This window comes from Amycolatopsis stemonae, from assembly GCF_054781455.1.
The window spans coordinates 150,009-176,890 of sequence record NZ_BAAGUJ010000017.1; the positions used below are offsets into that span (position 1 = coordinate 150,009).

Below are 26,882 nucleotides of genomic sequence, written 5' to 3' on the forward strand. Positions count from 1 at the left end.
CGGTTGGGATCGACTTCAGCTTACTGGGTTATCCCCCGTGGCTATCGCAGCACGACCGGATGCGACGGAGCGCCCGTGGTCTGGATGTTCGTGACGAGGTCGGCGAGGCCGAGCGGGTAGACGGTCTCGGTGGTGTCGCGCAGTTCTTGAAGGGTCCACCATCGAGTGGCCCGGATGGTGTCCGGTTGCGTGGCACGAGCCGGGTTGATGTCGTCCGGGTCGAGGTAGGCGAGGAAGTAGCGCTCGACCTGCCGGACGAGCTGGTCGCCGACCTCGTGTTCCTGACTGCGTTCGGCTACCTGCTCGCGCAGGTCGACGAGGGCGGGGTCGATGCCGACTTCTTCGGCCAATTCGCGGCGGGCGCCGGCGCGGTCGTTGTCGTCGCCGTCCTCGATGCGGCCGCCGGGTGTGGCCCAGAACCCACCGTTCTCGGCGTAGTACACCAGCAAGATCCGGTCATCGGGGTCGAGAGCGATGACGCGGGCGGCGGGGCGCAGTGGTGGGGCCATCACGGTTCCCAGTGTGGCAGCCGCTGGTCACCGATGCGCGGACGGTGTGGCGAGGGCGGAGAGCCGGACCTGCCAGGCGTCGAGGATCGTCCGCAGTTCGGTGTCGGTCAGGCCGATCGGAGACACATGGGGAGGTGGGGGCAGGTGATCGGGCAGGTGATCGGGATGGTCCCGCAGGTGCTGCACGATCGCGACCATCAAGCCGTGGCCGACGACCAGTCGGGGGCCGGGCAGATCGAGGACCGCCGCCAGGCCCTCGCGCAGCCGGGTGGTCGCCTCGTGGAGGGATTCACGGGCACCTGGAGGCCGGGCGAAGCGGCCCTCGGCGGTCACCCAGTCGCCGTAGTCGGTCCAGGGGCCGCCGTCGAACTGGCCGTAGTCGATTTCGTCGAGCCGGGGGTCGACGACACGGCGCGGTCGGCGCGGGCCCAGCAGCTCGGCGGCGGTCTGCGCGGTGCGGGCGAACCGGCTGGTGACGCACACGGTGACGGTGCCCAGCCAGGGCTGGAGGGCGATCGAGGAGCACTGCCGGATGCCGACGGCGTCGAGCGGGACCTCGACGCCGGGGTCGCTGTTGACGAGGTGGCCGGGGTTGAGCGCGGTCTGGCCGTGACGGACGAGGTAGGTCACCGAGGCGGACGTGTCGGTCGGAAGCGTCGTGCTGGTGCCGGTGCTCATGCGGGTTCGACCAGGTAGTCGCCGATGCAGAGGGCGTCCAGGTCGCAGGCTTGGAAGGTGGCAAGGGCGTGGGCAGGGGTCTCCACGATGGGTTCCCGGTCGTTGAGGCTGGTGTTGAGCACGACCGGGACGCCGGTGGTGCGTTCGAAGGCCGTGATCATCGCGGCGAACGCCGGCGCGCTGGACGGGTCGACGGTTTGCACGCGGGCGGTGCCATCGACGTGCACGACACCGGCGATCCGGTCGGCGGCGGCCGGGCGGACCGGCGGGGCCAGGAGCATGAACGGCGAGGGCACGTCGAGGTCGAACCAGGCGGCGGCGTGGTCGGCCAGCACCGCGGGCGCGAAGGGCCGGAACGGCTCGCGGTGCTTGATCCTGGTGTTGAGGGCGTCGGAGCCAGCGGTGGTGCGGGGGTCGGCGAGGATGCTGCGGCCGCCGAGGGCGCGGGGTCCGAGTTCGCTGCCGCCGGTGAACCAGCCGACGATGCGGCCGTCGGCGATCAGCTGGGCGGCGGTGGTGGCGATGTCGCTCTCGCGGCGCCACGCGAACGGGCGGCGGCGGCGTTCGACCAGCCCGGATCGGGGGTCGCGGCGCAGCGCCTGTTCGATCTCGGCGTCGGTGTAGGCGCGGCCGAAGTAGTCGCTCGTGAGCGGGCGGCGGGGCAACTCGCCGGTGAGCTGGTGCCAGCCGTAGAGCGCGGCGCCGAGGGCCTGGCCGCGGTCGGAGGAGGCTGGCGGGGCGAAGTACCCGTCGACCGTGGACAGTCGGCGGACCTTGTCGGCGGCGACGCAGTTGAGCGCGACCCCGCCGGCCAGGCACAGGTGGGACAGGCCGGTCGCCTCGATGGCCTGTTCGGCCAGGGCGCACAGGGCTTGCTCGGTCTGTGCCTGGACGTAGGCCGCGGCGTTGATCCCGGCCTTGTGCTCGCCGCGGCTGTCGGCCGGCCCGAAGTCCCAGCCCGTCTGGGCGGCGAGGTCGGCCACCCCTGCGGCGTGGGTGTGCTGGAGCCGGCCGTGCACGGTGGCGTTGCGTACGTCGAACAGCGGTGCCAGGTAGAGATCCGCGACGCCGTAGGCGGCCAGCGCCATGGTTTTGCCGGCTTCCTGTTCGTGCCAGCCGATCCAGTTGGTGAACGCCTCGTAGGTGGCGCCGATGCCGCCGGCGCGGGGACGTCGGGGCGGGGTGCCGCCGAGGCGCTGGATGCCGTCGGGGGTGGCCGCGTAGTAGGTCTCGGTGTCGTTGTTGTTGCCGGCGCCGTCGACGACCAGGACGGTCGCGTTCGGGAACGGGCTGAGGCAGTACGCGGTGTAGGCGTGGCTGAGGTGGTGGTCGACCGCGATGACGCGGGCCGGGTCGACGCCCAGGGCGGTCAGGCCGCTCTCGGCCAGCGTTGGCGGGTGCTGGCCGATGCCGCTGAGGACGAACCGGTCGACGTCGGCCAGCTGGAGCCTGGCGGCACGCAGGCAGTAGAGCAGGGACGCCTGCCAGCCGGGGCTGTAGCGGGTGCGGTTGAGCCGTTCCTCCCCGATCGCGATCATCGTGTCGTCGGTGATCAGCGCGGCGCCGCCGTCGTGGCCCAGGTTGAGCCCGATGACGCACGGGGCGCCGGTGGGCGTCATGCTGCCCGCCCGGTCGGAGACGTGAGCAGGTTCCACAGTCCGGTGTGGCCGGTCGCGTCCTGGTACAGGGCGCCGAGCTGGCAGAGCTGGACGGTGCCGCCCCGGTGGGCGACCGGTTCGGTGAACGGGTGCCCGAACGCCTCCAGGCCGCCGAGCCGGTCGTAGACCTCGGCGAATTGCGGCGCGAGGTCCGGGCGCCCCGTCGGTGGGGCGGCCGTGCTCAGCCGGTGGCCGATCTCGTCGAGCCCGGCGTCGGTGAGCAGGCCGGCGACCTGGGCCAGGACCATGTCCAGCGATGCGTCGTCGGTGTTGAGGACCAGCGGCGGCGCCGGGCACAGCGTGGGTGCCACGTCGAGGTAGAAGCCGTGCAGCCGTTCCAGCAGGCCCTCGTCGAACCACTGCGCCCACCGGGGAAGTTCCGCGGAGCCGCCGCGGCGCGCCAGGCTGCGCTCCGGGCTGACCAGCAGGATCACGGTCAGCACCCGCTCGGGCAGCGCGGGAGCGATGCGCCGGGCATAGAAATCGCGGGCGGTGCGGTAGGGCAGTGAGTCTGCGGCGCGGGTGGCGTAGCAGTACGCGAGCGCGCCGAGGTGGTTGCGGTCGGAGATGATCAGCCGGGTCGCGGGGTCGGTGGTCAGGGTGGCCGCGGCGCGGGCTTTGTTGAGCTCGTGCTGGAGGAACCACAGGCTGTGTCCGGCCGGTGAGGGATGGACCGGGGCGTGCAGGCCGGTGGCCAGGCGTGCGTTGGGCTCGGTGAACCACTGCGCGTCGTCGCCGAGCACCGGCACCATGCGGGCCAGCAGCGAGGTTTTGCCCGCCCCGGGCGGTCCGTCGAGGACGAGGACGGGTGTGTCAGTTCCGGACATCAGCCAGGTTCCTTTCCGGGTGCGCGCCGACGGAGGAGGTGAGGGTGGTGGCCAGCTGGTAGGCCAGGTCTTCGACTCGCAGTGCCAGGTCGACGCTGGTGGGCAGGTCGGCCGCGTGCTGGCCGGCCAGGCGGGCGGCCACGGCCGTCCACATCGCGGCGAACGGGTCGTCGAAACCATCCCGTTCGCCGTGGGCGCCGGTGTGCACGCGGGTGGTGCGGGCCGGTTCGTAGGGGCGGGCGAAGTCGACCGTGGCAGCGGCGTCGCCGTCGGCGAGGTGGATCTGCTCGTGGAATACTCCCGGGCTCGCGGCGCCGATGATCAGCGTGAACAGTTGCCCGGCGTGGCCGCGCAGAGTGGCGTGCAGATCCCGGCCGTCCCGGTCGATCGTGCAGGAGACGGCGGTGGCACCCGGCACGGCCAAGGCCAGCGCGGTCAGCTGGTGGTAGCCCTGCCACAGCAGGATTTGCAGAGCCGTGAGCTGCCACGCGTCCAGGTCGGCCGGCATGGGACGGGGCGGGTCGTCGGCAAAGGTGTAGGGCGCGTACCCGGCGGGCAGCAGCCGTCGTCGGGCCGCTTCGTCGAGGCCGTCGGCCTTAATCAGCCACCCGCCGGCCGGGGCGGGTACCTCGGCCAGCGCGGCGAGAAGCGCCGGGTCGTAGGCGCGCATCGCGCCGACCTCCAGCACAAGCCCGGCCTCGCGGGCCTGGGTGGCCAGGGCTCGCGTGCGGGCCAGGTCGAGGCTCACCGGCTTCTCGGTGAACACGTGCCGCCCGGCGCTCAGTGCCGTCTCGATCAGCTCCTCGTGTACCCCGGTGAGCACCACCAGCATGTCCGCGCCCTCCAGCAGGTCGCTCGTGGCGTGCCTGGCCACGCGCGGGATCGCGAAGCGGCGTGCCGCGTCCCGTGACCGGGCGGGGTCCCGGTCGGCGACGGTGATGACCTCGAAGGCGGGGTCCTCGGCCAGCCGCGGCAGGTGCAGCCCGAACGCGGCGGCACCGCATCCGGCGACCGCCAGCCGCCACGGACGGCGCGGCCCGGTCACCGCGCCACCTCCGAGGCGACCCAGCAGCTGCTCGCCGCGGCGAAGGAGCGGCGGGCCAGGTCCTCGGCGGGCAGGGCCCACAGGTCGGGGTTGAACAGCTCCACCGACGCGGGTCCGGTGTAGCCAGCCGCGGTGAGTGCGTCGGCGAACACCGTCCACGGCATCGCCCCGTCGCCGGGCAGCAGCCGCTGCGCGTCGCTGCACTCGGTCCGCGCGACCTCGAGGGGAAGGTCGGCGATCTGGACGTGCCCGACCCCGCCGGGCCCGAGTTCGGCGATGTGGCGCGGGTCGGCGCCGGCGGCGGCCCAGTGGAACGAGTCGACCAGCACCGTCGTGTTGGCGCGCCCGGCGCGCGCCAGCAGCTCGGCCAGCTCCGGCAGGGTGGCGGCCACCGGGTGAGGCCCGTCCAGCTCGACCGGCAGGCCCGCGCGGGCGGACACGACCTCCACGGCCAGGGTGATCTCGCGCTCGGCCGCCGCGTCGGCCAACCGGCCGATCCGGTCGACGGCCAGCTCCAGCGCCTCGCCCTGGGGAAGCCCCGAGCGCGGGTTCAACACGATCGTCGCGACCCGGCAGCCGACGTCCGCGAACGCCATCAGCCGCTCGTCCAGGCCGTCCAGGCACACGGCGTAGGTGTCCGGCGGGATCAGCAGCGGGGCGGGCATGACCGGGCCGGCGGGCAGGATGCCGCTCGCGGCCGCGAGGGTGAGGCCGCGGCGGTCGAGCCATTCGCGCACGAGGACCGCATCGTGGGCCTGGATCTGCTGGATCGCCAGCTCGACCGCGCCGAACCCGGCGGCTGCGGCCAGGTCGAGGAACCGCGGGAGCGGGCTGCTGGTCAGGGTGGCGGGGTTAAGGCACGGCGCGAACGCCGGCACACCGTGCTGTTCGGGGGCGGGCGGCGGGGTCATGCGGTGGCCAGCTTCCCGTCGAGCAGGTCGGTGCGCAGCTCGTCGAGCCCGCGCATCGTCTCCTCGATGACCCGGCGGGCCAGGTCTTCCGGAACCGGCCGCCGGCCGGAGGTCTGTACGACGGCCTGCCACGGGTCGTGCAGGTCGCGGCCGGACTGCGACAGCAGCGCGACCGCGCAGACCAGGCCGGTTTCCTCGTGCAGCCGCCGCGCCGCGCGGGCGGCGGCCAGGTTGTAGAGCTTGCCGACGTGGTAGACGGGGTTCTTGCCCGAGACGCCTTCGGCCGACCACGGCCGCAGCATGCTGATCAGGCCGTTGGCGCGGTTGCCGCGGCCCACCACGCCCTCGTCGCCGGACTCCAGCGAGCAGCCGGTCGCGGTCAGGTACAGCTCCGGCCGATCGTCTTGGTCGCGGGTGTTGACCGACACTTCGACCTCGTGGTCCGGCGCGAGCTGTCCCGCCAGCTCGGCGATCAGGGCCTGGATCTGGGTCCGATGCGCGATGTAGGTGTCGAGGTCCGGGGTGTACCGGGCGATCTGCGGGACGCACACGGTCATCGCGATCCGGCCGCCGTGGCGGACCACCATGAGCTTGATGTCGGTGCCGTAGTAGGGGTGCTCGGCCAGGAACGCCTCGCTGGACAGGTGGGCCTCGACATCCAGCGCGAGCTGTTCGGCGATGCCCAGCGGGGCGTAGCCGACGCCGCCGCTGGTGTCGTTGGCGAACATTCGATGCCGCTCGGCCAGGTCGTCCAGCGACCGGGGCGCGAACCAGAGCTGGCGAGCCGCCTCCCGCACGTCCCCGCCCGGCGTCTCGACCCCGCCAGGGCTGGACGCCTGGGTCAGCCGGGTGCTCACCTGCACCCACCGCTCGGTATCCAGCAGCGGCAACGCGCCGCCCAGGAACGTCTTCGCCGCGTCGGTGACGATGTCGGCGACCGGGATCTTCTGGTCGCCCAGCGCGGCGGTGATGCGGCCGTTGACCAGCACCTGGATCGGCGCGATCAGCTCCCCGTGCCCGAACCGGACCTCGGCGGCGCCGCCGAGCATTGCGGTCTTGTCGGTGTTGTGGTGCAGGATCGCGCCGAACTCCTCCAAGCAGTAGCGGCTGTAGGCCCGCGAGATGGCCTCGGCCACCCCGTCGGTCAGGGTGTCGGGGTGGCCGAACCCCTTGCGTTCCACCACTTCCACACCACCCTGCGCCGAACAGTCCGTCAGACCACCAGTTGTAATGAGCTGCATCAACGTCTCCCTTTGGTGTCAACGAGAATTCAGGGCGATACGAGCGGACGGCGGCCCAGCAGCCGTAGACGCCGCCTTTCGGCGTGGTACGCGGCGATCCGGGCCAGGTTCCGGGCGGCCTCCACAGCGCGGGGCCGGTCACGCAGCAGCCCGCCCAGCACGTCCCGGACGGCAGCGCGCAGCGCGGGCACGTCGGCCTGGATCGCGGCCGGTTCCACCCGCACGCTCAGGTGCATCCGGGCCACGCAGACCCCGTGGCCAGCGCCCTGGCGCAGGAAGTACCGCAGCGTGGTCTCGGGCCGGTAGACCGGGTGGGACACCACCGCGGCCGGTTCGATGAGCGTTTCGTGGCCGGCCTGGCGGGCCCGGTCGATGAACTCCAGGTCCTCGCAGTCGCCCATCCACCGTCCGCGGCGGCCCAGGTCGGTGCGGAACAGGCCGATGTCCAGCGCGGTTTGCCGGTCGAACAGCAGATTGCAGCCGGTCGCCCAGAACGGCCACTGCGCCGGCGCGCGCCCCTGCGGCCAGTCCACCGCGCCGTGGCACTCCTTCAGCGCCTTGGTGAGCGGCACCGCGACGCCCTGCGGGTAGTCCACGATCGTGCGGCCGCCAACCGCGAACACCTGCTCCTGCTCGACCGCGGCCAGCAACGTCTTCAGCCAGCCCGGCTCGGGCGTGATGTCCGGGTCGGTGATCGCGACGTAGCGACCTCGCGCGGCGCAGATCCCGCGGTTGCGGCCTGCGCTCAGTCCCGGCGTCGGTTCGTAGAGCACCCGCACCGGCATCGGCCAGGTCCCTGCGTCCCGGGCGATCTCGGCGATCGGCCGGACCGGGCCGGGCAGGTCGTTGTCCACCACCACGGCTTCCATCCGCCCGGCCGGCAGCGTCTGGGCCGCCAGCGCGTCCAGCAGCGACCGCACCGCCGCGGTGTTACCCCGAGCGCTGACCACGATCGACACCAGCGGCAACTCCGATGTCCCCACCTGATCTCCCTCCCCGACGACACCCGGCGGTATGCCTGCCCATGTCACCGCCGCCGACCCGTTGCGGGGAAGGAAATCCCTGTTGCCGAGCTGTTGCGGACCACCCGCCCGCACGCACACGCACAGTCGAAAACTGACTACCGTGAAGGCCACCTGGCCGTGGTCCCCAGAAGGGGGAAGCGCGATGCTCGAGCCGCCGATCCTCCACCCGCTGACCGCGCTGCGCGAAGCGCTCGGCCTCACCGCGACCGACTACCTAGCCCGCCTGGACAAGGTCCACGCCGCGCTGGGCCACGGCCACATGGCCATCCGCCGGGAGAAGGTCTGCCGGTGGGAAAAGGGAACCCACGAACCCGACACCAACGCCCAACGGGCCATGGCCTCGCTGCACGGCATCCCGCACGAAGCCGTCGACCAACCCGGCTGGCCGCATTTCCTGCTACTGGCCTTCCCCGAAGACCGCCGCATCCTCTACGGACCTTGGACTCCAGCAGGTACCGTGAGATCCATTGAGGCGACCTCTCGGGGAGGAGCCATGGACCGACGCGGGTTTCTCATCGCCAGCGGAACCGTGCTGGGCACCATCGCGGCCAGCTGGAGCCAGGCCCTCGCGGCGCCCCCGGCACCCGCACCGGTGGCCGCGCGCACCGGACGGTTGGCTCCGCACACGATTACCCGCCTTGAGCAGCGTGTCGAAGACCTCCGCCACCTCGACGACGTCCTGGCCAGCGAGACGTTGCGCCCCACCGCCATCGCCGAGATGACCATGCTCAGCGCCCTGGCCCACACCGCCGTCAACGACCCACTCGGCCCGCGCCTGTTCACCACCCTGGCCGAGGCCGCGCGCATGTGCGGCTGGCAGAGCTTCGAGCTCGGCATGCACGCCGCCGCCCAGGACTTCTACGTCACCGGTCTCAAAGCCTCCGCCCAGGCCAAAGATCCCCAGGCCGGAGCCCACATTCTCTCCTACATGGCCATCCAGGCGTACTCGGTGGGCAACCCGCAGGACGCGGTCAACCTCGTCCAGACCGCTCAGCGCACCGTGGCCCGGCATGCCACGCCCCGGGTCCGCTCCATGCTGCACGCCCGCGCCGCGCGCGCCCTGTCCAAAACGGGCGACCTGCGCGGCTGCGCTCGCGAACTCGACGCCGCCCGCGACACCTACGCCCAAGGCACCCACGACGACGATCCGCCCTGGACCTACTCCCATACCCCCGGCGAAATCGAGATGCTGGCCGGTTCCTCCGCGCTCGACCTGCACGATCCGCGCCGGGCCCTGGCCCACTTCGAGGCCGCGCAGGCCGCCGACTACGCGACCACCGGGCACTCCCGCGACAGCGCGCTCTACCTCACCCGCGCCGCCCGCGCTCACCTGCAACTCGGCGACCTCGACGCGGCCTGTGCCACTGCCTCCCAGGCTCTCCCCGCTCACACCGGTTCCGACTCCTACCGTCCGGGTGAAGCGCTCACCGAGATCCGTGACGAACTGGCCCAACACCGCGATGTCCGTGTGGTCCGCGAGTTCTTGCGCCTCAGCGCGTGACCGGCGCCCGCCCTCACCGCGGCCGCGCCCGTTGTGGCCGAACACCACGCGCTCGGCCACAACGACGGCTACGCGGCGGCGAATGCGGCTTCGGCGGGGCGGGGCAACGCATCCAGGACCGCGGCGAGAGTGTCGTCAAGGGTGCTGTGAACGGGAAGGCCGGGCTGGGCGAGCTGGCAGAGCATCCGGACGTCGGCCACTCGCGGATAGCCGGGATCTGCGCCGACGGCGATCCGGCGGCCTTCGCCGAGGGCCTGGCCCAGCTCGTACATCGCGATCGGCTGCACCGTCACCGCCGGGTCGCAGGCGGGAAACCAGAACAACGTGGTGGTCTCGGGCAGGTGCAGGTGGTGCTGCTCCCAGGTGACCTGTTCCCAGCCGGCGGCCGGGTCGTGGATCGGGAAGTCCGCCCGGTTGGGGTTGAGCACCACGACCGGCTCGGGCGCGGCGGCGAGCACGGCGGCGGCGTGATCATGCCAGCGCGGGCAGCCGGTGATCCCGCCGGCGAGGAACACCGCCGGGGCGTCGCCGGGCTGGGGCAGGTAATAGTTCGGGGCCTCGAAGTACAGGTCGCGGAGTTCACGGCGGTCAGGTTCCGTGGTCGTCGTGGCGGCGCGCAGGACGCGGGGGCGGTGGACGTCGCGGTGCTCCAGGCTGACGCGGTAGCCGCGCAGCGCCAGGCGACCGGCGGCGAGTTCGGCCAGGGCCACGCTGCGGTGCCGGCCGCCTGCGCAGCCGAAGGCCAGCACGCGTTCACCGCGGTGCGCGACGCCGGCGGCGTGCACCGCGTGCTCGACCAGCTCCACCGCGCCGGGCGTGCCGTAGACGGTCTGCTGCACACGGGCGTCGCGGCCGTCGAGGTCCAGGATCGCCTTCGCGGCGGCGGGGTCGTGCAGCCAGCGGCGGACGTCCAGGACCAGGTCTGCCTCCGGGACCGGGCCGTGCAGGAACCCGAACGAGATCAGGTGCACGGCCGGGGCGGCGGAATCGGCGGCAGTAGTGAGGGTGGTAGGCGTCGTGTCCATGACTCAACGATCATGGCTGGAAACCCCTTCTGAACAGGTGTTTCCCGTTTCCCAGATGATCGGGAAACAGCCCACGCGCCAGGCCGGCGGGGAGCGTCGGCCCGGCGCGAGCTGTTCAGCTGGACGCGGTGTGATTCGGCGTGAGCTTGGCGATGACTGCCCGGCGGAGCTGGTCGGGATCGAGCCGGGCGTCGTGCATCGCGCTCCCGGCCACGTGCGCGAGGCGTCGGCGGTTGCCGACCAGGTTCACATCGCCGGTTCCCTTGCGGGTGCGGACGGCGTACATCGCCTGCACAACGTCGATCGCGGTCCCGGCGGTCAGCCCGTCGGCTTCGGCCGTGGCTCGGATCTGCTCCGCGGCCTCGTCGACGAGATCGCTGGTGTCCGGCATCGGCATCGACTCTCCTCCGCGTAGCCCATTCGGCCGTGCCGAGCGGGACTCGATTTGCTTTCGCCGCTGGCCATGACCATGATGGCAATGCTGCTCGCACTGGTGTTCGAGTAGTGTAGTTCGGCCCGTCCTTCCCGCGGCGCCCAAGTAGCGCGGGGTGAAGTGTGTCCAATTTCGACGGCGGCAACCGAACGTCATGGCGGGAGCTGGAGCGCATCGCGTCCGGCCGGAAACCCGCGATCGACGGCGACGGCGGGGACTCCCCGGCCTGGAGCCGCAAGCGCGACGGCTACCGCCCGCCGCCCGACCTGGCGACCGGGCACGGCACCGAGCAGGAGCGGGTGCCCTACGCCGAGCTGCACGTCCACTCCGACTTCAGTTTCCTCGACGGCGCCAGCTCACCGGAGGCATTGGTCGAAGAGGCCGTCCGGCTGGGCCTGGACGCGATCATGCTGACCGATCACGACGGCATGTACGGCGCGGTCCGCTTCGCCACGGCCGCCCGCGAGCTCGAAATCGGCGCGGGGTACGGCGCGGAGCTCTCGCTCGGGCTGACCGCCCGGCAGAACGGCGTCCCAGATCCGGAAGGCACACACCTCCTGGTCCTGGCCCGCGGCCTGGAGGGCTACCGCCGGCTGTGCCGGGTGATCTCCCACGCCCAGCTCGCCGGCGGGGAGAAAGGGCGCCCCGTCTACGACCTCGCCGAGGTGGTGGACGAGCTGGCCGGGCACGTCCAGGTGCTGACCGGCTGCCGTAAGGGCGCCGTCCGCCAGGCCCTTGTCCAGCGCGGCCCTGCCGCGGCCGCCGACGAACTGGCCCTGCTGGCCGACCGGTTCGGTCGCGAGCACGTCGCGGTGGAGCTCATCGACCACCGCCAGCCGCTGGACAGCACGCACAACGACTACCTGGCCGCCATGGCCCGCGAACTGCGCCTGCCGACGGTCGTGTCGAACAACGTGCACTACGCGGCTCCCCGCGACGGCCGGCTGGCAGATGCCCTCGCGGCGATCCGGGCCCAGCGCTCGCTCGAGGAGATGGAGGGCTGGCTTCCCGCGGCCGGCGCAGCGTTCCTGCGCTCTGGCGCGGAGCAGCGGCAGCAGTTCGAACGCCGCTACCCCGGCGCGGTCGCCCGCGCGGCGAAGCTCGGCCAGGAGTGCGCGGTCGACCTGACGCTCGTGGCCCCGACGCTGCCGCCGTTCCCGGTACCTCCCGGCCACGCCGACGAGGACGCCTACCTGCGCCACCTGGTCATGGACGGCGCCGCCGTCCGCTACGGCACCCCGGCCGAGGCACCGGACGCCTACGCGCAGCTCGAGCGCGAACTGGACGTCATCAAGGCGCTGGGGTTCGCCGGCTACTTCCTGGTCGTCTGGGACATCGTCCGGTTCTGCCGCGAGAACCGGATTCTCGCCCAGGGCCGCGGTTCCGCCGCGAACTCGGCGGTCTGCTTCGCGTTGTGGATCTGCCATGCCGACCCGGTCAGGTGGGGCTTGTTGTTCGAGCGGTTCCTGTCCGAGGAACGCGACGGCCCGCCGGACATCGACGTCGACATCGAGTCCGGCCGCCGCGAGGAAGCCATCCAGTACGTCTACCAGCGGCACGGCCGGCTGCACGCCGCCCAGGTCGCCAACGTGATCACCTACCGGGCGAAGTCCGCGGTCCGCGACGCGGCCAAGGCACTCGGATACAGCGAGGGCCAGCAGGACGCGTTCGGCAAACAGGTCGACCGGTGGCGCCGGATCGCCGACAGCGAGACACCGGGCGAACGCGGCCACGGCGTGCCCGAGGACGTCCGCGAGCTCGCCGCGCAGATGGAGGACATGCCACGCCACCTCGGCATCCACTCCGGCGGCATGGTGATCTCGAAGCAGCCGGTGTCCGAAGTGGTCCCGGTCGAATGGGCGACCATGGCCGGGCGCAGCGTGCTGCAATGGGACAAAGACGACTGCGCGGCCGTCGGGCTGGTCAAGTTCGATCTGCTCGGGCTCGGAATGCTCTCGGCACTGCGCTTCAGCATCGACCTGGTCGCCGAGCACCACGGCCGCGAGGTCGACCTCGGCGAGCTGGACCTGGCCGACAAGAACGTCTACGACATGCTCTGCGCCGCCGACGCGATCGGCGTGTTCCAGGTCGAGTCCCGTGCTCAGCTCGGCACGCTGCCGCGGCTGCGGCCGAGGAAGTTCTACGACCTCGTGGTCGAAGTCGCGTTGATCCGGCCGGGCCCGATCCAGGGCGGCTCGGTGCACCCCTACATCCGGCGCCGCCGCGGCGAGGAAACCTGGCGCCACGCTCACCCGCTGCTCGCCCCGAGCCTGGACCGCACGCTCGGCGTGCCGCTGTTCCAGGAGCAAGTGATGCAGATGGCCGTCGACGTCGCGAGCTTCACGCCCGCCGAAGCCGACCGGCTGCGGCGGGCGATGGGCTCGAAACGCTCGGACCGGAAGATGCGGGCGCTGATGACCCGCTTCTTCGACGGCTGCGCCGCCAACGACGTGCCGCGGCCGCTGGCCGAGCGGATCTTCGAGCAGATCCACGCCTTCGCCGGCTACGGCTTCCCCGAAGCGCACTCGATGGCCTTCGCGCTGCTGGTCTACGCGAGCGCCTGGTTCAAGTACTACTACCCGGCGGCGTTCTGCGCCGGACTGCTGCGGGCGCAGCCGATGGGGTTCTACTCCCCGCAGTCGCTGGTCGCCGACGCCCGCCGGCACGGCGTCCGCGTCCGCGAACCCGACATCAACGCCTCCCACGAGCACGCCACCCTCGAGCCCGACCCCGACTCCGCCGGCGGCGTGGCGGTCCGGCTCGGGCTGGCCGCGATCCGCAACGTCGGCGCCGACGTCGCCGAGCGGATCGTCGCCGACCGTGCCCTACACGGCCCGTACGGCAGCATCGGCGAACTCACCCAGCGGGTGCAGCTCACCCAGCCGGTCGCCGAAGCCCTCGCCACCAGCGGCGCGTTCAGCACGCTGGGCCCGGACCGCCGCCAAGCCCTCTGGGCCGCCGGCGCCGCCGCCCGCACCCGCGCCGGACACCTGCCCGGCATCGCCACCGGCGTCGACGCCCCAGCCCTGCCGGGCATGACCGCGCTCGAGGTCGCGGCCGCCGACGTGTGGGCCACCGGCATCACCCCCGACCAGCACCCCGTCCAGTTCGTCCGCCAGCACCTCGACAGCCTCGGCGTCGTCCCCGCTGCGCAGCTGCTCGACGTCGCCGACGGCACCCGCATCCTGGTCGGCGGCGCGGTCACCCACAGGCAGCGGCCCGCCACCGCGGGCGGGATCACCTTCCTCAACCTCGAGGACGAGACCGGGATGACCAACGTGATCGTCCACCCCGGCACCTGGACGCGGTACCGGCAGGTCCTCTCCACCTGCTCGGCGCTGGTGATCCGCGGGAAAGCCCAAGTCTCCCAGGGCACCGCGTCGCTCGTCGCAGACCACATCACCCCGCTGGACCTGCGCGCTTTGGCCAGCAAGAGCCGTGACTTCCGCTGACCCGACAGCAGCCCGCCACGCCGGCGCGGGGGCGGCGCGAGCGGGACGCTACCTCGACGTCCCGCTCTGGCCATGGACTCGGCCGGAGTCCGGGCCGCACCTGCCCCGGCGGTGCCCGGCACGGCACTGGCTGCGGCCCGGACAGTTGCAGGAGGCCCCGAACCAGGACTACCAGCTCAACGAGCTCGTGTGCCGGCACTGCGAAAACCAGCCAGGCACCGGTGGACGATGGGCGCTGGTCGACCCGTCGGTCGCCGCGCAGGTCACCGAGGAACAGGTCCAGTCGCGGCGACTCCAGCTCGTAGTCCTCCCGCCCGCCGACCGCGCGGGAATCGGCCTCATCCAGCTGCGGTGGGGCGCCACGATCTACGGCCAGGTCGAGCTGTCGCTGTGCCCGCTCGATCGGCGCGGACTGCTGCTCGGCATCCACGTCGAACCGCAGCACCGGCGCCGCGGCGTCGGCCGGGTCCTGGCCCGCGCGGCAGCGGCCCGAGGCGCCGGATACCGCTGGAGCGCGAACCCGCCCGAGGAACCGGACTCCGCCGCGTTCTGGGCGCGCATCGGACCACCGCCGCCGGCACCGGCAGCCCCCTGCTCCCACCAGCAAGCAGCGGGAATCCACATCGAACCTCGCTGGCCGAAATGGTGATGCTCGCCGGGCGCGCATGCGGTGCCACGCCCAGGGTGTTCACCATGCCCGCTCGCGGCCGCGCCGGCCGCAGGCCCCGAACACCACGCACTCGGCGACGGCGGCCGGGTCGACGGCACGGGCCTGCCGCTCCAGGGCGTCCAGCAGGTCGGCCAGGTCGACCGCATCCGCTGGGATGGTGTGCGCGGTCGAGGCGTGGGCGTCGCAGCCCTGGTACACGCCGCAGTCGTGCACGCGCAGCATCGCCGGCGGTCCCGCCTCGACACCGAGGCCCAGCGGCTCGATGCCGCATTCGAGCCCGTAGTTCGGGGACCGGCCGCCGAAGCTGCCGGCGTAGACCCACTTCTCCCCCAGTGCCTCGTCGTCGCTGTGCCGCGACGTCCAGCCGCGGCCGCGCAGCAACGCCCGCACCCGCAGATCCAGGGCTGCACGGTGCGGGAAGAGGTACCGCTGGGCGTACTCGTCGTCGGTCAGGGCATCGGGGTCGTCGACGTCGCAGGTCACGACTTCAGTGGATCACGCACGGCCGCGGCGTTTTCCCGGAAATCCGGGAGTCCGGACGCGGCCAGGGCGAGAACCGCGACCAGGTCGTAGCCCTCGCCGGGAAGGACGGGCAGCAGCGCGGTCACCGCGGCGTGGTGTGCGCGCACCCGATGCTCCGCGACGACGCGGGTTCGCAGGGTCTGCCGGTGCAGGCACTGGTCCAGGCCGGGCAGGACCACCACAGCCACGGTGGGCAGCCGGTGTGTGGCGGCGATCCGCCGGACGGCGGCGCGGCGTGCGGACTGGCGGTGGGTGCCGTCGACCACCGCGCCCGCGCCGTCGGCGAGGTGCCGGTCGAGCCGGGTGTGCGCGCGGGCCACGGCCGCCTCGCCGACGACCTGGCCGTCGCCTTGCTCCTGGTCGTAGGACACGATCGCCAGGTGTGGGTGCCGGGCCGCCAGCTCGCGCGCCACCGTGCTCTTGCCCGCGCCGGCCGGGCCGACCATCAGCACGACGACCGGTTCGCTGAGCAACTGCTCGAGCACCGGGTCGTCGAGATGCGCGCCGCCGCGCACCGGGCTGGTCTTCATCCTCTCGACCATGGCGGCATCCTGCGGCGATGGCGTCGCAGTTGAGTCGCACGCCGCCGACTCGCGTCACCCTGTCGAGCGAAGAACAATGGGCGGTTTGAGGTGAAAAACGCCCCTATTCCAGGCAAATCCCCGGCGCCGCGGCGGGAACGCGCCGTACCCTGAAGGTGTGGCCCCGCGCGGGACCGCGCAGTGGCCCCTCCCCCTTGGGCTCCTGCTCATCTCGACAGCAACCCCCCGGTTGCCGAGCACCGCGCGGGGCCTTCTTCGTGCCGGCGGGTCACACCGGTTGGTGCGCGTGCGCCGCCGCGGCGGCGTGCTGCTCGGCCAGCTCGAACCGGTCCGCGCGCGCCGGGGCGCCGTCGTCGCGGTGGTCGCCGTCGAGGCAGTCGGGGCGGACCCAGTCGCGGGTGAGCCGGTCGGTAAACCCCGGCCGCCACTGGTGCAGCCAGTACTGGGCGTCGCGCACGCTGGCCTCCGGCCCGATGTTGGCCGCCCGCCAGGAGTAGGCCAGCGCCGCGACCTCCATCGCCAGGCCGGGATGCTTGCGCCAGCACGGCGGGATCGGCCGGGCCCGGCTGCCGTCGACGCCGACGAAGGTCACGTTGTACCAGGCCACGAAGTTCCCGACGGTGGCCCGCGGGTCGTCTTCGCCGTCGGGATCGTCCTCGGCGGCCGCGGGCTGGTTGAACCACACCCACGACGCCGGCGCGGTGGGATCCTCCTCGTCCTCCTTCTCCCCGTCCGCAGGCTTCTTCGACAGCTGGTTGACCCGGCCCTCCAGGCGGCGCACGGTCTGCGCGAGCGCCCCGATGATCTCGGTGAGGGCCTTGATCTGGCCGTCCCGGTCGCCGTCGACGCCGGCGGCCGCCTGCTTCTGCTCCGGCTGCTCGCTCACGCCGTGAACCTCCCCGGCTGGCCGGCGCCGGGCGTGGTGCTCAGCGTGGGCGCGAGGGCGAACCCGTCCGGCCCGACCGGGACCTGCCCGTCGCGCACGGCCTGGACGTGCTCGCGGATGACCTTCCAGTCGGGCCGGTTCCGCACGTCGAGGGTGTGGGCGAGGATCGGGTCGAGGTGGCGGTGGATCACCAGGACCCGGCCGCGGCGGACCCGCCGGACGTCGCCGGGCCGGTAGGTGGGCACGGTCTCCAGACCCACCGACGTGCGGCCCTGGCTGAACAGGCCGTCGTTCTGCTGCTGGAAGCGCCGCCGCTCGTGGTGCGCGGTCAGCAGCGAAACCCACTCCAGCGTCACGCGGTCCTTGATGCCGCCCCACACGCTCAATGTCGTGGTGTTGTCCAGCAATTGCCGGGTCCGCTGCGCGGTGAACGTGTTCTCCAGCGCGGCCACCGACTGGGCGCCCCAGTGGATCAGCACGCCCCGGCCCGCGGAGTCGGAGACGATGTCGGGGATGGAGGGGACCGGCGTCGCATTCGTGATCTCGTCCAGAATCGCGGTGGCCGGCGGGTCGAGGCGCCGGTGCGGGGTGTACAGGGCCATCTCCTGCGCGGTGGTCAGCCAGTGCTCGACCAGCGCGGTCAGGATCGGCGCGGCCTGGGCGGCCTGGTGCTGCCCGGCGACCAGATACAGCGACCCGTGCTGGGCGATCATCGCGCGCACGTCGAAGTCGCGGCCCGGCGCCGGCGTGCACAGCCGTCGGATCTGCGGGTCCATGAACGGCTCGATCACCCGCCGCACGCTCATCCACACCGCGTCGGAGGTCTCGGCGACCATCCCGATCTCCGAGCGCAGGTTGCGGGCGTGCTCGGCGAACCCGGCCTGCTGGAGCAACTTGACCGGCTCCTGGTCGACCGGCTTGCTCATCGCCCACCGCACCAGGTCGTCGACGCCGCGGTGGTGGATGGCCGCGGCGATGAAGTACGCCTGGAGCACCACCTTGGCCCGGTCCCGGAACACCTTGTCGTTGCCGCCCACCCCGGCCAGCCCGACCGAGGCGGCCTCGACCATCGTGTGCGCCCGGCGGAAGGCCACCGTGGTGTCCTCGCAGCCCTGCATCGGCAGCCACTGCACCTGCGCCGGCCACGGGACCGCGCCGGTCACGTCGGCGACCATCACCGGGCCGGCCTGGTAGCGCGCGGCCCGCAGCAGCCCGCTGAACTCCAGCAGATCCGGCTTGGTCGTGCTGCACAACAGCGCCCCCGGCGCCGCGATCGCCTTGTGCACCAAGTCCCGCCGCGACTTTCCGCTCTGGGTGGGGGCGAGCGTGCCGGTGGGGTTCTCCAACGGCGTGCACATCGGCTGCCGTTGCGGGGACAGGTGCAGGGGCGCGGCGACCTCCTCCAGCGGCGCCCGCAGCGCCTGCGCCCGCGGCAGGCCCGGCCGGGTCCACTCCGCGGTGCGCCGGGCCGCGGTCAGCGACAGCTCCTCGCGGATGTCCTCGCGGCTGGCGTGCCCGGCCTGCGACGGCCCGAACCGCCGCCACGCCGGCACGGCCACCAGCAGCACCAGGCCGGTGGCCACCACGAGCAGCACCGCAGTGATCGTCCAGTACCAGCCGCCCTGGCCGGTCAGGGCACTCGCCCACGGCTGCCCGAGGCCCGCGCCGGGGCTGCCGGGATGGCTGAGCACCCCGAACACCCCGGCCAGCCAGCTGTCGACGCCGGGCATCGACCAGGGCCCGCCGAGCAGGCTGGTGGTCACCGCAGCGCCGAGCATCAGGGCGGCGGCGATCGCGGCGAGCACGCCGAGCAGAGCCACGAACACGCCCATCAGCGCCAGGTCGCGGTCGGCGGTCGGCGAGACGGTGTTCCTCATACCCGCGGGTCACCTCCTGGTGGCGGTTGTCCGTTGTTGCCGACCGCGACCCGCCGGATGGCCACCACCTTGGGCACCCACGACTCCAGGGTCGTGAGGATGACGCCGTGGTCGTCGTCGTAGGCGTCGACCATGTAGCCGTTGCCGGCGTACATCCCGACGTGTCCGGGGTTGGCGGGGGTGCCGTCGGCGCCGGGGATGAACACGAGGTCCCCGGGCTGGACTTGGGACAGGGAGCCGACGGCGATGCCGTCGTGGACCTGGGTGGACGTGGTGCGCGAGATCGCGACGCCGGCGTGTGCCCAGGCGGCCTGCATCAGGCCGGAGCAGTCGAACGCGTCCGGGCCTTCCGCGCCCCACACGTACCGCTTGCCCAGCTGCGCGAGCGCGTAGGTCACCGCGGCGGCGAGCTTCGGGTCCGTGGGCAGCGTGAAGTCCGGAGGCAGCTTCTTCGGGTCGAGCTTGCCGTCGTCGCGCAGCTTGCCGCGCCCCTTGTCCGGGCAGGCGCTGGCGGAGAAGTCGACCTGCTGCACCGGGTCCGTGACGGGCGGCGGGGTCGGGTTGTCGGGCCCTTGCCAGTACCGCTCGGTCAGCGCCGCGGCCGCGGGCTCGCGCGGGGCGTAGCGATCAGGGAACCCGGAGCGCTGGACCGCCTGCTCAGCCGCGCCGGGCGGCATGGACTGCCAGCCGGGCAGCGCGACGAGGTGGTCGTAGAACTTGCCCGCCGCGTAGACGGGGTTGAGGATCTGCTCCGGGCTGCCCCATCCCTGGCTGGGCCGCTGCTGGAACAGCCCGAGCGAGTCCCGGTCGCCGTAGTTGAGGTTGCGCAGCTCGGACTCGACCATCGCGGTGGCCAGCGCGAGCACCGCGGCCCGCTTGGGCAGTTTGCGCTGCACGGCGACGGCCACGATGGTCTGGGCGTTGGCCAGCTGCTCGGCGTGGAACTTCTCGTCGCCGATCTCCTGGGTGCCGCCGCCCTTGCCGTAGTCGGCGAACTGGTAGGGCGAGCACTCCACCGCCGCGGCCGTGGTGATGCCGATGGCGCTGGACTGCGAGGCCATCAGCACGGTGCCGACCAGCAGCGCCGGAATCACCACGACCACGTAGATGGCCGCGGCGGCGCCGGCGAACAGCGGTCCCTTGGCCGCCCCGATCCCCACGGCGGCCTACCCGTCCCGCCGGGCGCGCAGCTGCGCGTTGGTGTCGAAGATCTGCCGCTCGGTGCGCGACAAAACGGTCTGGACCTTGTAACCCGGGTTGTTCTCGATTTTCCACAGCGCCCGGCCGGTGCGCTCCATGGCCCACCCGGTGGTGACGTCCTGCTCGCGCTCGGACAGCGCGAAGTCCTCGGCCAGCTCGTCGGCCACCCGCGTGGACTGGCCGAACAGGATCCGGGTGCTGCACAACGCCAGCAGGTCCTTGGCGATCGCCACTTCCTGCGACCCGGCCGCGCCGACCGACAGCGGGTCGGACGGCTTGTGCATGACCAGGATCTGGATCTTGCGCTCGGCGCGGGAGAGCCGCAGGTCCGAGTCGACGGCCTGCACCGCGCGCAGCCCGAGCCGCATCTGCCGCCACACCTCGTCGCGCACGACGATGCGGATCTCGCCGTCGTCCTGGAGGTCGGTGACCATGCTCGACCAGGAGCCCAGGCAGGTCAGCGCGACGGCGATGGCCTGGTCGCCGCGCGAGCGCAGCAGCGACAGGTCCATCGACTGCACCGGGGCGTCCCAGTCCAGCTCGAAGTTCGTCTCCTGGTCGAACAGGCCCGCGAGCGGCCCGTTGATCAGGTTGCCCAGCGCGTCGGTGATCGGGCGCAGGGTGTCGAGGAACTGGCGGCGGCCGGCGAATCGCGTGGCCTCCCACAGCGCGTCGTCCGGCTCGGCCAGCTCGCGCTGCACGTCGGGGATGGTGACCGGGCGCAGCTGGGTGTAGCCGTCGTCGACGCCGACCAGCCGCCGCAGCACCGCCGAGAGGACTGCCTCGTCGGTGACGGTCGGGCGGTAGCCCTGCGCCTCGGCGAGCGCGACCAGCAGCTTCACCCACCGGCCCAGCACGCCGGCGAGTTCTTCGCGCTGCCGGGTCACCGTCCAGCCGCCCCACCGGCTGCGCAGCGGCCCGAGATCCAGTGCGTTGAGCCGGGCGGAGCTGCCGCGGCCCAGCGCGATCGGCGTGATCCCCAGGGCCCGCAGTAGCGGGCTGTACTCGCCCTTGACGTCGCCGGAGATCAGCGTCTTGATGCCGAACAGCATCATTCGCAGCAGGAACGCCACGACCGTGCTGGACTTGCCGCGTCCCGGCTCGCCGAAGATGACGAGGTTGGGGTTGGTCGCCAGGCCGCGCAGCACCCACTCGATGGGGTGGGCGTAGAACGCGCCGCCGCTGAGGGTGTCGTAGCCGATGCGGGCGCCGACCGCGGGAATCCCGTTGGCCGCCAGCAACGGGAACAGGCCGCCGATCTCGGAGGTGGCGGCCTGGTAGACCGCCATCGGCGCCTCGACCGGCGACCATCCCTCACCGGGGCGGGCGCGGCCGCGGCGCGGCGCGATCGCCCGGTTGACCCGGTCCCGGCTGCGGCGCTGCGGCTCCTGCCGCGGTCTGGTCGCCGGTGGCGCGCCGAAGTCGCCGAGCAGCTGCGCCGCGCTGCGCTCGCGCTGACCGCGCCGGCTCACAGCAGACCTCCGCGCTGGCGGGGCAGCCCGATCCCGACCGGCAGCACCGCGACGACGAACGTCGAGTCCTGCGCCAAATCCAGCCGCAGCAGCCGGAACCGGCCGCTCGCGTCGTTCTCCAGGCGGGCGGCGTGGTCCTCGACGTTCCACGTGCTGGGGACGGTGACCGAGGCGGCGACGGCGAAGCGGACCACTGAGTGTCCGGCTGCGACAGCACGTTCCTGTGCGCGGGCGCCGCTGGCCTCCCGCTCGTCCATTGCCGTGGTGTTGAAGCCTTTGCTGCGCTTCCAGTCGGTCATCACGTTGGACCGGAACCGGTTGCCCTGCACCGCACGATGCGCGCGGCGGGAGTCCATGACCTCGTAGTGGATCGCCAGCGTGCGCCGCTCACCTGCGGTGCGCACCGCCAACAGCGGGCCAAGGCTGCCGAACACGGTGCCGGCTTCGGGCATCAGCGCGGTGTAGGAGACGGTGGTGAACCCGTCGTGGGTGTAGGCCCGCGCCGACGGTGAGGGCGCCGCGGTTGGGCCGGCCGCCGCCTTCTCCAGGCCGCGGCCGCCGGTGCCGCGTTCGTGGGCGGTGGCCAGCACCGCCCGCGCCGCGGGGTTGAACCCGGTACGCAGCGCTTCGGCCATGCCCGGCCCGTCGAGCCATTCCACGGTGCGGGCACCGAGCGCCTTGAGTGGGTCTTCCAGGCCGTCGAGCACCCGGTACAGCGCCAGCGCGCGCCCGGCGACGCCGCCGCCGGCTGCCGCGGCCGGCTTGCGCAGCTTGTCCTCCGGGCCGCTGACCGTGACGAACACTTCGTGGCGGACGCTGACGTTGCCGATGGTGCGGTCCAGCTCGTAGCTGGCTTGGCGCGCCAGCCGCGGCGCGTCGGTGACCTCGTGGTCGCTGCGCCACACCTCGTACTCGGTGCCGTCGTCGGGCACGGTGCGCACCAGCAGGCTCATCCGGTCGATGACCTCGCGGTGCCCCAGCGACAGCAGCATGTTGCCCAGCCGGTGGGCCAGCCGTTCGCATTGCTCGTCCGAGAGCATCCCGACCCCGGAGTGGGTGAGGCGCGCGGTGGCGCCCCACCTGCCGTCCCCGGTGTCGTGGATCAGGCACACCCGGCCGGCGTCCTTGAACTGCGGGCCGTCGGGGAAGTCGACGCGCTGGAGCACGCCGGGCAGATCCGGCTCGTCGGGGTCGACGGACGCGCCGGCGGCGGCCTTGGACTGCCAGCGCGACCAGCCGGTGACGATCCCGACCTGGAACAGCACCAGGTGCAGCAGCCAGCGGAACGCCGGACGGCCGCGGACCGGGATTACCACAAGGGCGGCGATCGTCCCGCAGATCAGCAGCAGGATTGCGGCGTCGGTGAACCTGCCGTCGGAGATGGTCCACAGCACCGGGACCGCGAGCAGGATGCACACCAGCGCCTGCACCGGGGTCAGCCCCATGATCCAGCCGGCGTGCTCGCGCCGGTTGAGTCCCCGGTAGATCCGAGGCGTCGTCATGCGATCACCGCCGCTTCCTCTGCTTCTTCTGCTTCGCTGGCGGTGCCTCCGCCGCCGCCACCGGAACTGGGCCCACCGCCGCCTCCGCCGTGCGGGGAGGGCGTTCCGCCAGCGCCGGGCGGCTCGGGCGGGGGCGGATCGCCGCCGTCGCCGCCGGTGCTGTCGTTGCTGTAGTCACCTGATGGGCCGCTGTCGCGGCTGGAGGACACGACGGATCCGGAGTTCGCGGGGGGCAGCTCGCCGCCTCCGCCGGAGCTGTTGCCTCCGCCGCCGACGCCGTCGTCGCCGGTTTGGTCGGGGCTGGAGGTGTCGCTGTCGCTGTCGGACTCGGAGCCGCCGTCGGAGCTGCGGCCGACGCCGGACTCGTCCATGGAGTTCTCGGCGTGGTCGGCGACCGCCTCGTCGAACCGGCCGGTGTTGGCGTCCTCGATCGCCCCGCCGCCACCGCTGCCCCCGACGGCGCCGGCGGCCATCATCGCGGGGTTGTTCGCGCCGTAGGAGTCGACGCCGATCCCGGACAGGGCGTCGCGGAACGCTGCGCCGGCATCGGAGTTCGGGTCGATGAAGGCGAACAACCGGAACAACACGAACGGGCAGAACAAGCTGATGATCAGCACGCCGACGCCGGCGAGCAGACCGGACAGGCCCTGTGCGCCGCCGGCGATCGCCACGCCCAGTACCAGTGCCAGGCTCAGCACCGGCTTCATGGCGATGCAGACCAGGCACCACCGGCAGGGAGTCCAGAACCAGTGCGAGGTGACGTTGGCCAGCAGCCCCGCCGCGGCGATCGGCACCGTGCCCACGAGGACGTAGATCGCCGCCTCGCGGAACAACATCTCGAGGATGTAGCCGATCGCCGCGGGGATCACGCCGACGAACGCGCAGATGCCCAGCACGATGGCCTTGACGCCGTCGACGACGCTGTCACCGAAGCTGGTGTGGTTGAGCGCGTCGGTGAAGTTCTTCGACTGCAACCCGTAGTTGAGGATGCCCTCGGTCAGCGCGTCCGTGCCGGCGAGGAACGCCGCGACCATGCCCACGGTCACCGCCAGGGCGATGCCGTACTGCACCGGCCCGACGACCAGCCGCATGAACCCGCGGCCGCCGCGCAGGTTCGTCATGATCAATTGCCAGAAGAACAGTCCGAGCGCGAGGACGCCGGAGATCCACAGCATCATCGGCCACAAGATGGAGATTGGGCCCTCGGTGGTGCTGACGCTGAACACCGAGAACCGGTCGGCCAGGGAGAAGGCGCCGCGCAGCACGAACAGGCTCGCGTCCCAGATCGCCTGCATGGCGGCCTCGAACGCCGAGGCGATCATGCCCTTGATCGAATCGCCGATGGAGGAGCCGATGTCGTCGAAAGGCCAGATCCGCGGCCGGATGGTCACCATCGCGATCAGCCCCCGCTCAGCTCGCGGTAGCCGGCCTTGACCGCGTCCGCGCTGCCCGGCCACGCGCTCGGCGCTGGCGCGGCCAGCGCGCCCGAGGCGATCCGCCAGTCCGAGCCGGTCCAGCGCATCGCCTGGCAGTCCCCGACTCCGACGCTGACGAGCTGGCCGTTGACGCCCACGGAGAACTGCCCGAGCACGCACGCCACCACGTAGCGCCCGCCGGAGGCCGTGCCCTTGATCTGGCCGTGCGTGACCTGGTAGGTCGCGCTCAGCCCGGTCACCGAGCCGGTGGCGGGCAGCTGCGCTCGCGCGCGCATGCTGGTCAGCAGCGACGCCAGCCCGGTCGAGCCGGGATCAGGCGCGCCCGGCTCGGCGAGCTCGCGATAGCCGCGGGCGTAGACCTGCGGATCGGCGGCCGCCATCGCGGTCTCGTCCAGAGCCTTGAGCTGGCCGAGCGCGCCTTCCGGCGTGCGGGGAAACCCACCCGGTATCCAGCGACCGGTGGTGACGGTGGGCTTGGGCACGGTGATCGCCGGGCCCGCCGTCGCGGTCGTCATCGCCTGCGGCTGCGCCGCCTGGGCGGGCAGCTGCACCATCGGCTGGGAGGCCAGCGCGTTCTCCCCGGCCGCGCCGCCGGCGCCGGACGTGCTCGTCGCCGCGGCCGGAGGCGTGGTGGCGCCCGGTGCGCGCGGTGCCGGCGCCGGGGCGGTGACGTAGTGCGCGACCACGACCGCGACCACGCCCCCGATCAGCACGATCGCGGCGACCAGGACGCCGGTCAGGGTCAGCCCGGCCTTCTTGCGGGCCTGGGTGTCCTCCGTCGGACTCTCGGCCATCACTGGCCACCGGCGAAGTGGTTGATGACCTGCCAGCCGATGCCGTAGAGCAGGCCGCCGCCGATGGCGCAGAGCATCATGATCAAGCCGATGCGGCCTGCGCGGTGGTGGTCGATCCAGCGCCCGCCGGCCCACACCACCAGCCCGGCGAAGAAGCCGACCAGCAGGGCGATTCCCGCCGCCCACTTGACGTTGCTGACCACGCCCAGGATCTCTTTGGCGCCGGGCGGCTCGGCCGGGCCGGGGTTGGGAATCTGCTGGGCCAGGAACATCACGGTCTCGAAGTGCTCGATCATGAGCGCCCCCTCGTACTCGACCGCCTGCTCTTGCCGGCGGTGTCAGGCAGCAGGCCCCAGCGGCGCAGCACCGGCGTGATCGCCTGCCGCAGCCGGGGCGGAGTGACCGCGGCGGTGACGCCGGCCGCGGCGAGATCGGGGTCGTGTGGCAGGAACACCGCTTCGTCCAGCAGGGCGCTGACTCGTCGTCCGGCCGCGCCGGCCACCCCGTCGGGCCAGCGCTTGGCGCCCATCACCACCAGCTGCGCCGGCGCGGCCGCGGCGGCGCAGGAGATCCAGTGGTCCAGCCGGGCGAGGACCTGTTCGGCGTGCAGCAGCGACGGGCGGCTGGGGCGCACCACCAGCACCGGGCGGGGCTGCGGGGTACCGCGGCGCAGCCACGCCCCGGCGCCCGAGAGCGGGTGCGCGGTGACCCGCCACGGGTCGTGGCCGAGATCGACCACGGTGGCGTGCAGCTGCTGCACCGGCGGGTGCCAGAAGCGGGGCGGCGGCACCATGCCCGGCGCGAGGACCGGAAGACTGGTCTCCAGCCGCGCCAGCAGGGCCTGCGCCCGCCACGAGAAGCGGATGTGCACGTGCGGGTGCGGGTGCGCGAGCCACGGGCCCAGCGAGCGGGTGGCGGCGGCCAGGCCGGAGCGCGGCGGGTCGGCCGGGTCGACCAGCAGCACCCGCAGCTGCGCGAGCTGGAGGACGTCGGCCAGCACCGCGGCCAGGACCGAGGCACCGGCGCCTGGCGAACCGGCCAGCACGGGGATGACCGTGCCGAAGCCGCTCCAGTCCACCGGGTCGGTCGCCGTGGGCGGCAGGCCCTGGCGCTGGATCGCTGCCGCGGCGGCCGCGACCTCGATGGTCGCCGCGTGCGCGGCGCCGCCGGGCGGGGCGGGCTGATCGCCGTCGAGCGGCTGCCCGGCGCGGGTGGCGGTCAGCTCCTCGGACGCCTGCGTGGCTGCGGAGATCATCCCCGCTTCCACAGCCGCGGCGACGTCGGCCGCCGGAAGTTGGGCCCACGTTCGCCGGGCGGCCTGCGCGAGCTCGGCCTCGAGGGTGCGCAGTCCCTCGGGTTCAGCCGGCGCGGCGGCCGGCCCGGCGAGTGGCATCGGCGGCCCACCGGGGGGCGTGGCGGTGCGCACCGGTGTCGTGGGATTCGTGTCCGCCGGCGACGTCGCGACGGGCACGGGTGGTGGAGCGCCCGGCCGGAGGGTGAGGCCGGCCGGGCGCCCCAGGCTTGCCGGCGAGGTGGTGCTCGACGGCGGATGGTCGATGGGCCCCTGCTGCGGGGCGGGCCTTGCGGCCTGCTCGTCGGGCCGCTGCCCGGCGTCGGCGTCGAAGGGCACGGTGCCAACGAGGCGACGGAACCCGTTGTTTCCCAAGGGTTCGCTG

Annotated in this window: 24 protein-coding genes; 3 read left to right on the forward strand and 21 right to left on the reverse strand. The window is 72.8% G+C overall.

Features of this window, described 5'->3' with window-relative positions:
• Positions 1 to 41: 41 nt before the first annotated feature.
• Genes ACYVLJ_RS40565 through ACYVLJ_RS40600 form a run of 8 tightly spaced genes read right to left on the reverse strand, consistent with a single transcriptional unit; the run spans position 42 to position 7,852 of the window.
• On the reverse strand, positions 42 to 509 hold the full coding sequence (locus tag ACYVLJ_RS40565; protein ID WP_460442715.1) for an NUDIX hydrolase: 468 nt from the start codon (positions 507 to 509) through the stop codon (positions 42 to 44).
• Between the two features lie 27 nt (positions 510 to 536).
• Positions 537 to 1,187, reverse strand: coding sequence for a histidine phosphatase family protein (locus ACYVLJ_RS40570; RefSeq protein ID WP_460442678.1), 651 nt, complete (start codon positions 1,185 to 1,187; stop codon positions 537 to 539).
• On the reverse strand, positions 1,184 to 2,806 hold the full coding sequence (locus tag ACYVLJ_RS40575; protein ID WP_460442679.1) for a carbamoyltransferase family protein: 1,623 nt from the start codon (positions 2,804 to 2,806) through the stop codon (positions 1,184 to 1,186). The genes ACYVLJ_RS40570 and ACYVLJ_RS40575 overlap by 4 nt, the downstream gene beginning before the upstream one ends.
• The gene (locus tag ACYVLJ_RS40580) at positions 2,803 to 3,672 is read right to left on the reverse strand and encodes a nucleoside/nucleotide kinase family protein (RefSeq protein ID WP_460442680.1); all 870 of its coding nucleotides are present in this window, start codon (positions 3,670 to 3,672) and stop codon (positions 2,803 to 2,805) included. The genes ACYVLJ_RS40575 and ACYVLJ_RS40580 overlap by 4 nt, the downstream gene beginning before the upstream one ends.
• Positions 3,659 to 4,717: a Gfo/Idh/MocA family protein gene (locus ACYVLJ_RS40585; RefSeq protein ID WP_460442681.1), complete on the reverse strand. Its 1,059-nt coding sequence runs from the start codon at positions 4,715 to 4,717 to the stop codon at positions 3,659 to 3,661. Before ACYVLJ_RS40585 ends, ACYVLJ_RS40580 begins: the two co-directional genes overlap by 14 nt.
• Entirely contained in the window at positions 4,714 to 5,628 is a 915-nt protein-coding gene (locus tag ACYVLJ_RS40590; protein ID WP_460442682.1) for a sugar phosphate isomerase/epimerase family protein, read from the reverse strand. Before ACYVLJ_RS40590 ends, ACYVLJ_RS40585 begins: the two co-directional genes overlap by 4 nt.
• Positions 5,625 to 6,869 carry a methionine adenosyltransferase gene (locus tag ACYVLJ_RS40595; RefSeq protein WP_460442683.1) on the reverse strand — a complete coding sequence of 415 codons (1,245 nt, stop codon included), beginning with the start codon at positions 6,867 to 6,869 and terminating at the stop codon, positions 5,625 to 5,627. The genes ACYVLJ_RS40590 and ACYVLJ_RS40595 overlap by 4 nt, the downstream gene beginning before the upstream one ends.
• Before the next feature lie 29 nt (positions 6,870 to 6,898).
• Positions 6,899 to 7,852: a glycosyltransferase family 2 protein gene (locus ACYVLJ_RS40600; RefSeq protein ID WP_460442684.1), complete on the reverse strand. Its 954-nt coding sequence runs from the start codon at positions 7,850 to 7,852 to the stop codon at positions 6,899 to 6,901.
• 142 nt (positions 7,853 to 7,994) lie between these two features.
• On the opposite strand from ACYVLJ_RS40600, the gene ACYVLJ_RS40605 reads away from it, so the two are divergent.
• Positions 7,995 to 9,395 (forward strand): hypothetical protein, encoded by a 1,401-nt coding sequence (locus tag ACYVLJ_RS40605; protein ID WP_460442685.1) that lies wholly within the window; start codon positions 7,995 to 7,997, stop codon positions 9,393 to 9,395.
• Positions 9,396 to 9,463: 68 nt separating this feature from the next.
• Here ACYVLJ_RS40605 and ACYVLJ_RS40610 read toward each other — a convergent pair whose 3' ends face one another.
• A complete protein-coding gene (locus tag ACYVLJ_RS40610) occupies positions 9,464 to 10,420 on the reverse strand; it encodes a RapZ C-terminal domain-containing protein (protein WP_460442686.1) in 957 nt (318 codons plus the stop codon).
• 115 nt (positions 10,421 to 10,535) lie between these two features.
• A complete protein-coding gene (locus ACYVLJ_RS40615; RefSeq protein WP_460442687.1) occupies positions 10,536 to 10,817 on the reverse strand; it encodes a hypothetical protein in 282 nt (93 codons plus the stop codon).
• Positions 10,818 to 10,975: 158 nt separating this feature from the next.
• Here ACYVLJ_RS40615 and ACYVLJ_RS40620 point away from each other — a divergent pair, with 158 nt between their 5' ends.
• Together ACYVLJ_RS40620 and ACYVLJ_RS40625 are read left to right on the forward strand one after the other, a co-directional pair.
• Positions 10,976 to 14,305: an error-prone DNA polymerase gene (locus tag ACYVLJ_RS40620; RefSeq protein ID WP_460442688.1), complete on the forward strand. Its 3,330-nt coding sequence runs from the start codon at positions 10,976 to 10,978 to the stop codon at positions 14,303 to 14,305.
• Complete coding sequence (locus ACYVLJ_RS40625; protein ID WP_460442689.1) at positions 14,292 to 14,954, forward strand: GNAT family N-acetyltransferase; 663 nt, start codon at positions 14,292 to 14,294, stop codon at positions 14,952 to 14,954. The genes ACYVLJ_RS40620 and ACYVLJ_RS40625 overlap by 14 nt, the downstream gene beginning before the upstream one ends.
• A gap of 39 nt (positions 14,955 to 14,993) precedes the next feature.
• On the opposite strand, the gene ACYVLJ_RS40630 is transcribed toward ACYVLJ_RS40625, so the two are convergent.
• The 11 genes from ACYVLJ_RS40630 to ACYVLJ_RS40680 form a co-directional block, all read right to left on the reverse strand.
• On the reverse strand, positions 14,994 to 15,458 hold the full coding sequence (locus tag ACYVLJ_RS40630) for a hypothetical protein (protein ID WP_460442690.1): 465 nt from the start codon (positions 15,456 to 15,458) through the stop codon (positions 14,994 to 14,996).
• The gene (locus ACYVLJ_RS40635) at positions 15,455 to 16,039 is read right to left on the reverse strand and encodes an AAA family ATPase (RefSeq protein WP_460442691.1); all 585 of its coding nucleotides are present in this window, start codon (positions 16,037 to 16,039) and stop codon (positions 15,455 to 15,457) included. Before ACYVLJ_RS40635 ends, ACYVLJ_RS40630 begins: the two co-directional genes overlap by 4 nt.
• 268 nt (positions 16,040 to 16,307) lie before the next feature.
• A complete protein-coding gene (locus ACYVLJ_RS40640) occupies positions 16,308 to 16,925 on the reverse strand; it encodes a hypothetical protein (RefSeq protein ID WP_460442692.1) in 618 nt (205 codons plus the stop codon).
• Positions 16,922 to 18,802: a type IV secretory system conjugative DNA transfer family protein gene (locus tag ACYVLJ_RS40645; RefSeq protein ID WP_460442693.1), complete on the reverse strand. Its 1,881-nt coding sequence runs from the start codon at positions 18,800 to 18,802 to the stop codon at positions 16,922 to 16,924. The genes ACYVLJ_RS40640 and ACYVLJ_RS40645 overlap by 4 nt, the downstream gene beginning before the upstream one ends.
• Complete coding sequence (locus tag ACYVLJ_RS40650; RefSeq protein ID WP_460442694.1) at positions 18,799 to 19,962, reverse strand: C40 family peptidase; 1,164 nt, start codon at positions 19,960 to 19,962, stop codon at positions 18,799 to 18,801. The genes ACYVLJ_RS40645 and ACYVLJ_RS40650 overlap by 4 nt, the downstream gene beginning before the upstream one ends.
• A gap of 6 nt (positions 19,963 to 19,968) precedes the next feature.
• On the reverse strand, positions 19,969 to 21,474 hold the full coding sequence (locus ACYVLJ_RS40655; RefSeq protein ID WP_460442695.1) for an ATP-binding protein: 1,506 nt from the start codon (positions 21,472 to 21,474) through the stop codon (positions 19,969 to 19,971).
• Positions 21,471 to 22,976, reverse strand: a complete 1,506-nt coding sequence (locus ACYVLJ_RS40660) for an SCO6880 family protein (protein ID WP_460442696.1) — start codon at positions 22,974 to 22,976, stop codon at positions 21,471 to 21,473. Before ACYVLJ_RS40660 ends, ACYVLJ_RS40655 begins: the two co-directional genes overlap by 4 nt.
• Entirely contained in the window at positions 22,973 to 24,370 is a 1,398-nt protein-coding gene (locus ACYVLJ_RS40665) for a hypothetical protein (RefSeq protein ID WP_460442697.1), read from the reverse strand. The genes ACYVLJ_RS40660 and ACYVLJ_RS40665 overlap by 4 nt, the downstream gene beginning before the upstream one ends.
• Before the next feature lie 5 nt (positions 24,371 to 24,375).
• A complete protein-coding gene (locus ACYVLJ_RS40670) occupies positions 24,376 to 25,206 on the reverse strand; it encodes a hypothetical protein (protein WP_460442698.1) in 831 nt (276 codons plus the stop codon).
• Entirely contained in the window at positions 25,206 to 25,502 is a 297-nt protein-coding gene (locus tag ACYVLJ_RS40675) for a hypothetical protein (RefSeq protein WP_370973825.1), read from the reverse strand. Before ACYVLJ_RS40675 ends, ACYVLJ_RS40670 begins: the two co-directional genes overlap by 1 nt.
• A complete protein-coding gene (locus tag ACYVLJ_RS40680; protein ID WP_460442699.1) occupies positions 25,499 to 26,599 on the reverse strand; it encodes a hypothetical protein in 1,101 nt (366 codons plus the stop codon). The genes ACYVLJ_RS40675 and ACYVLJ_RS40680 overlap by 4 nt, the downstream gene beginning before the upstream one ends.
• Positions 26,600 to 26,882 lie beyond the last annotated feature (283 nt).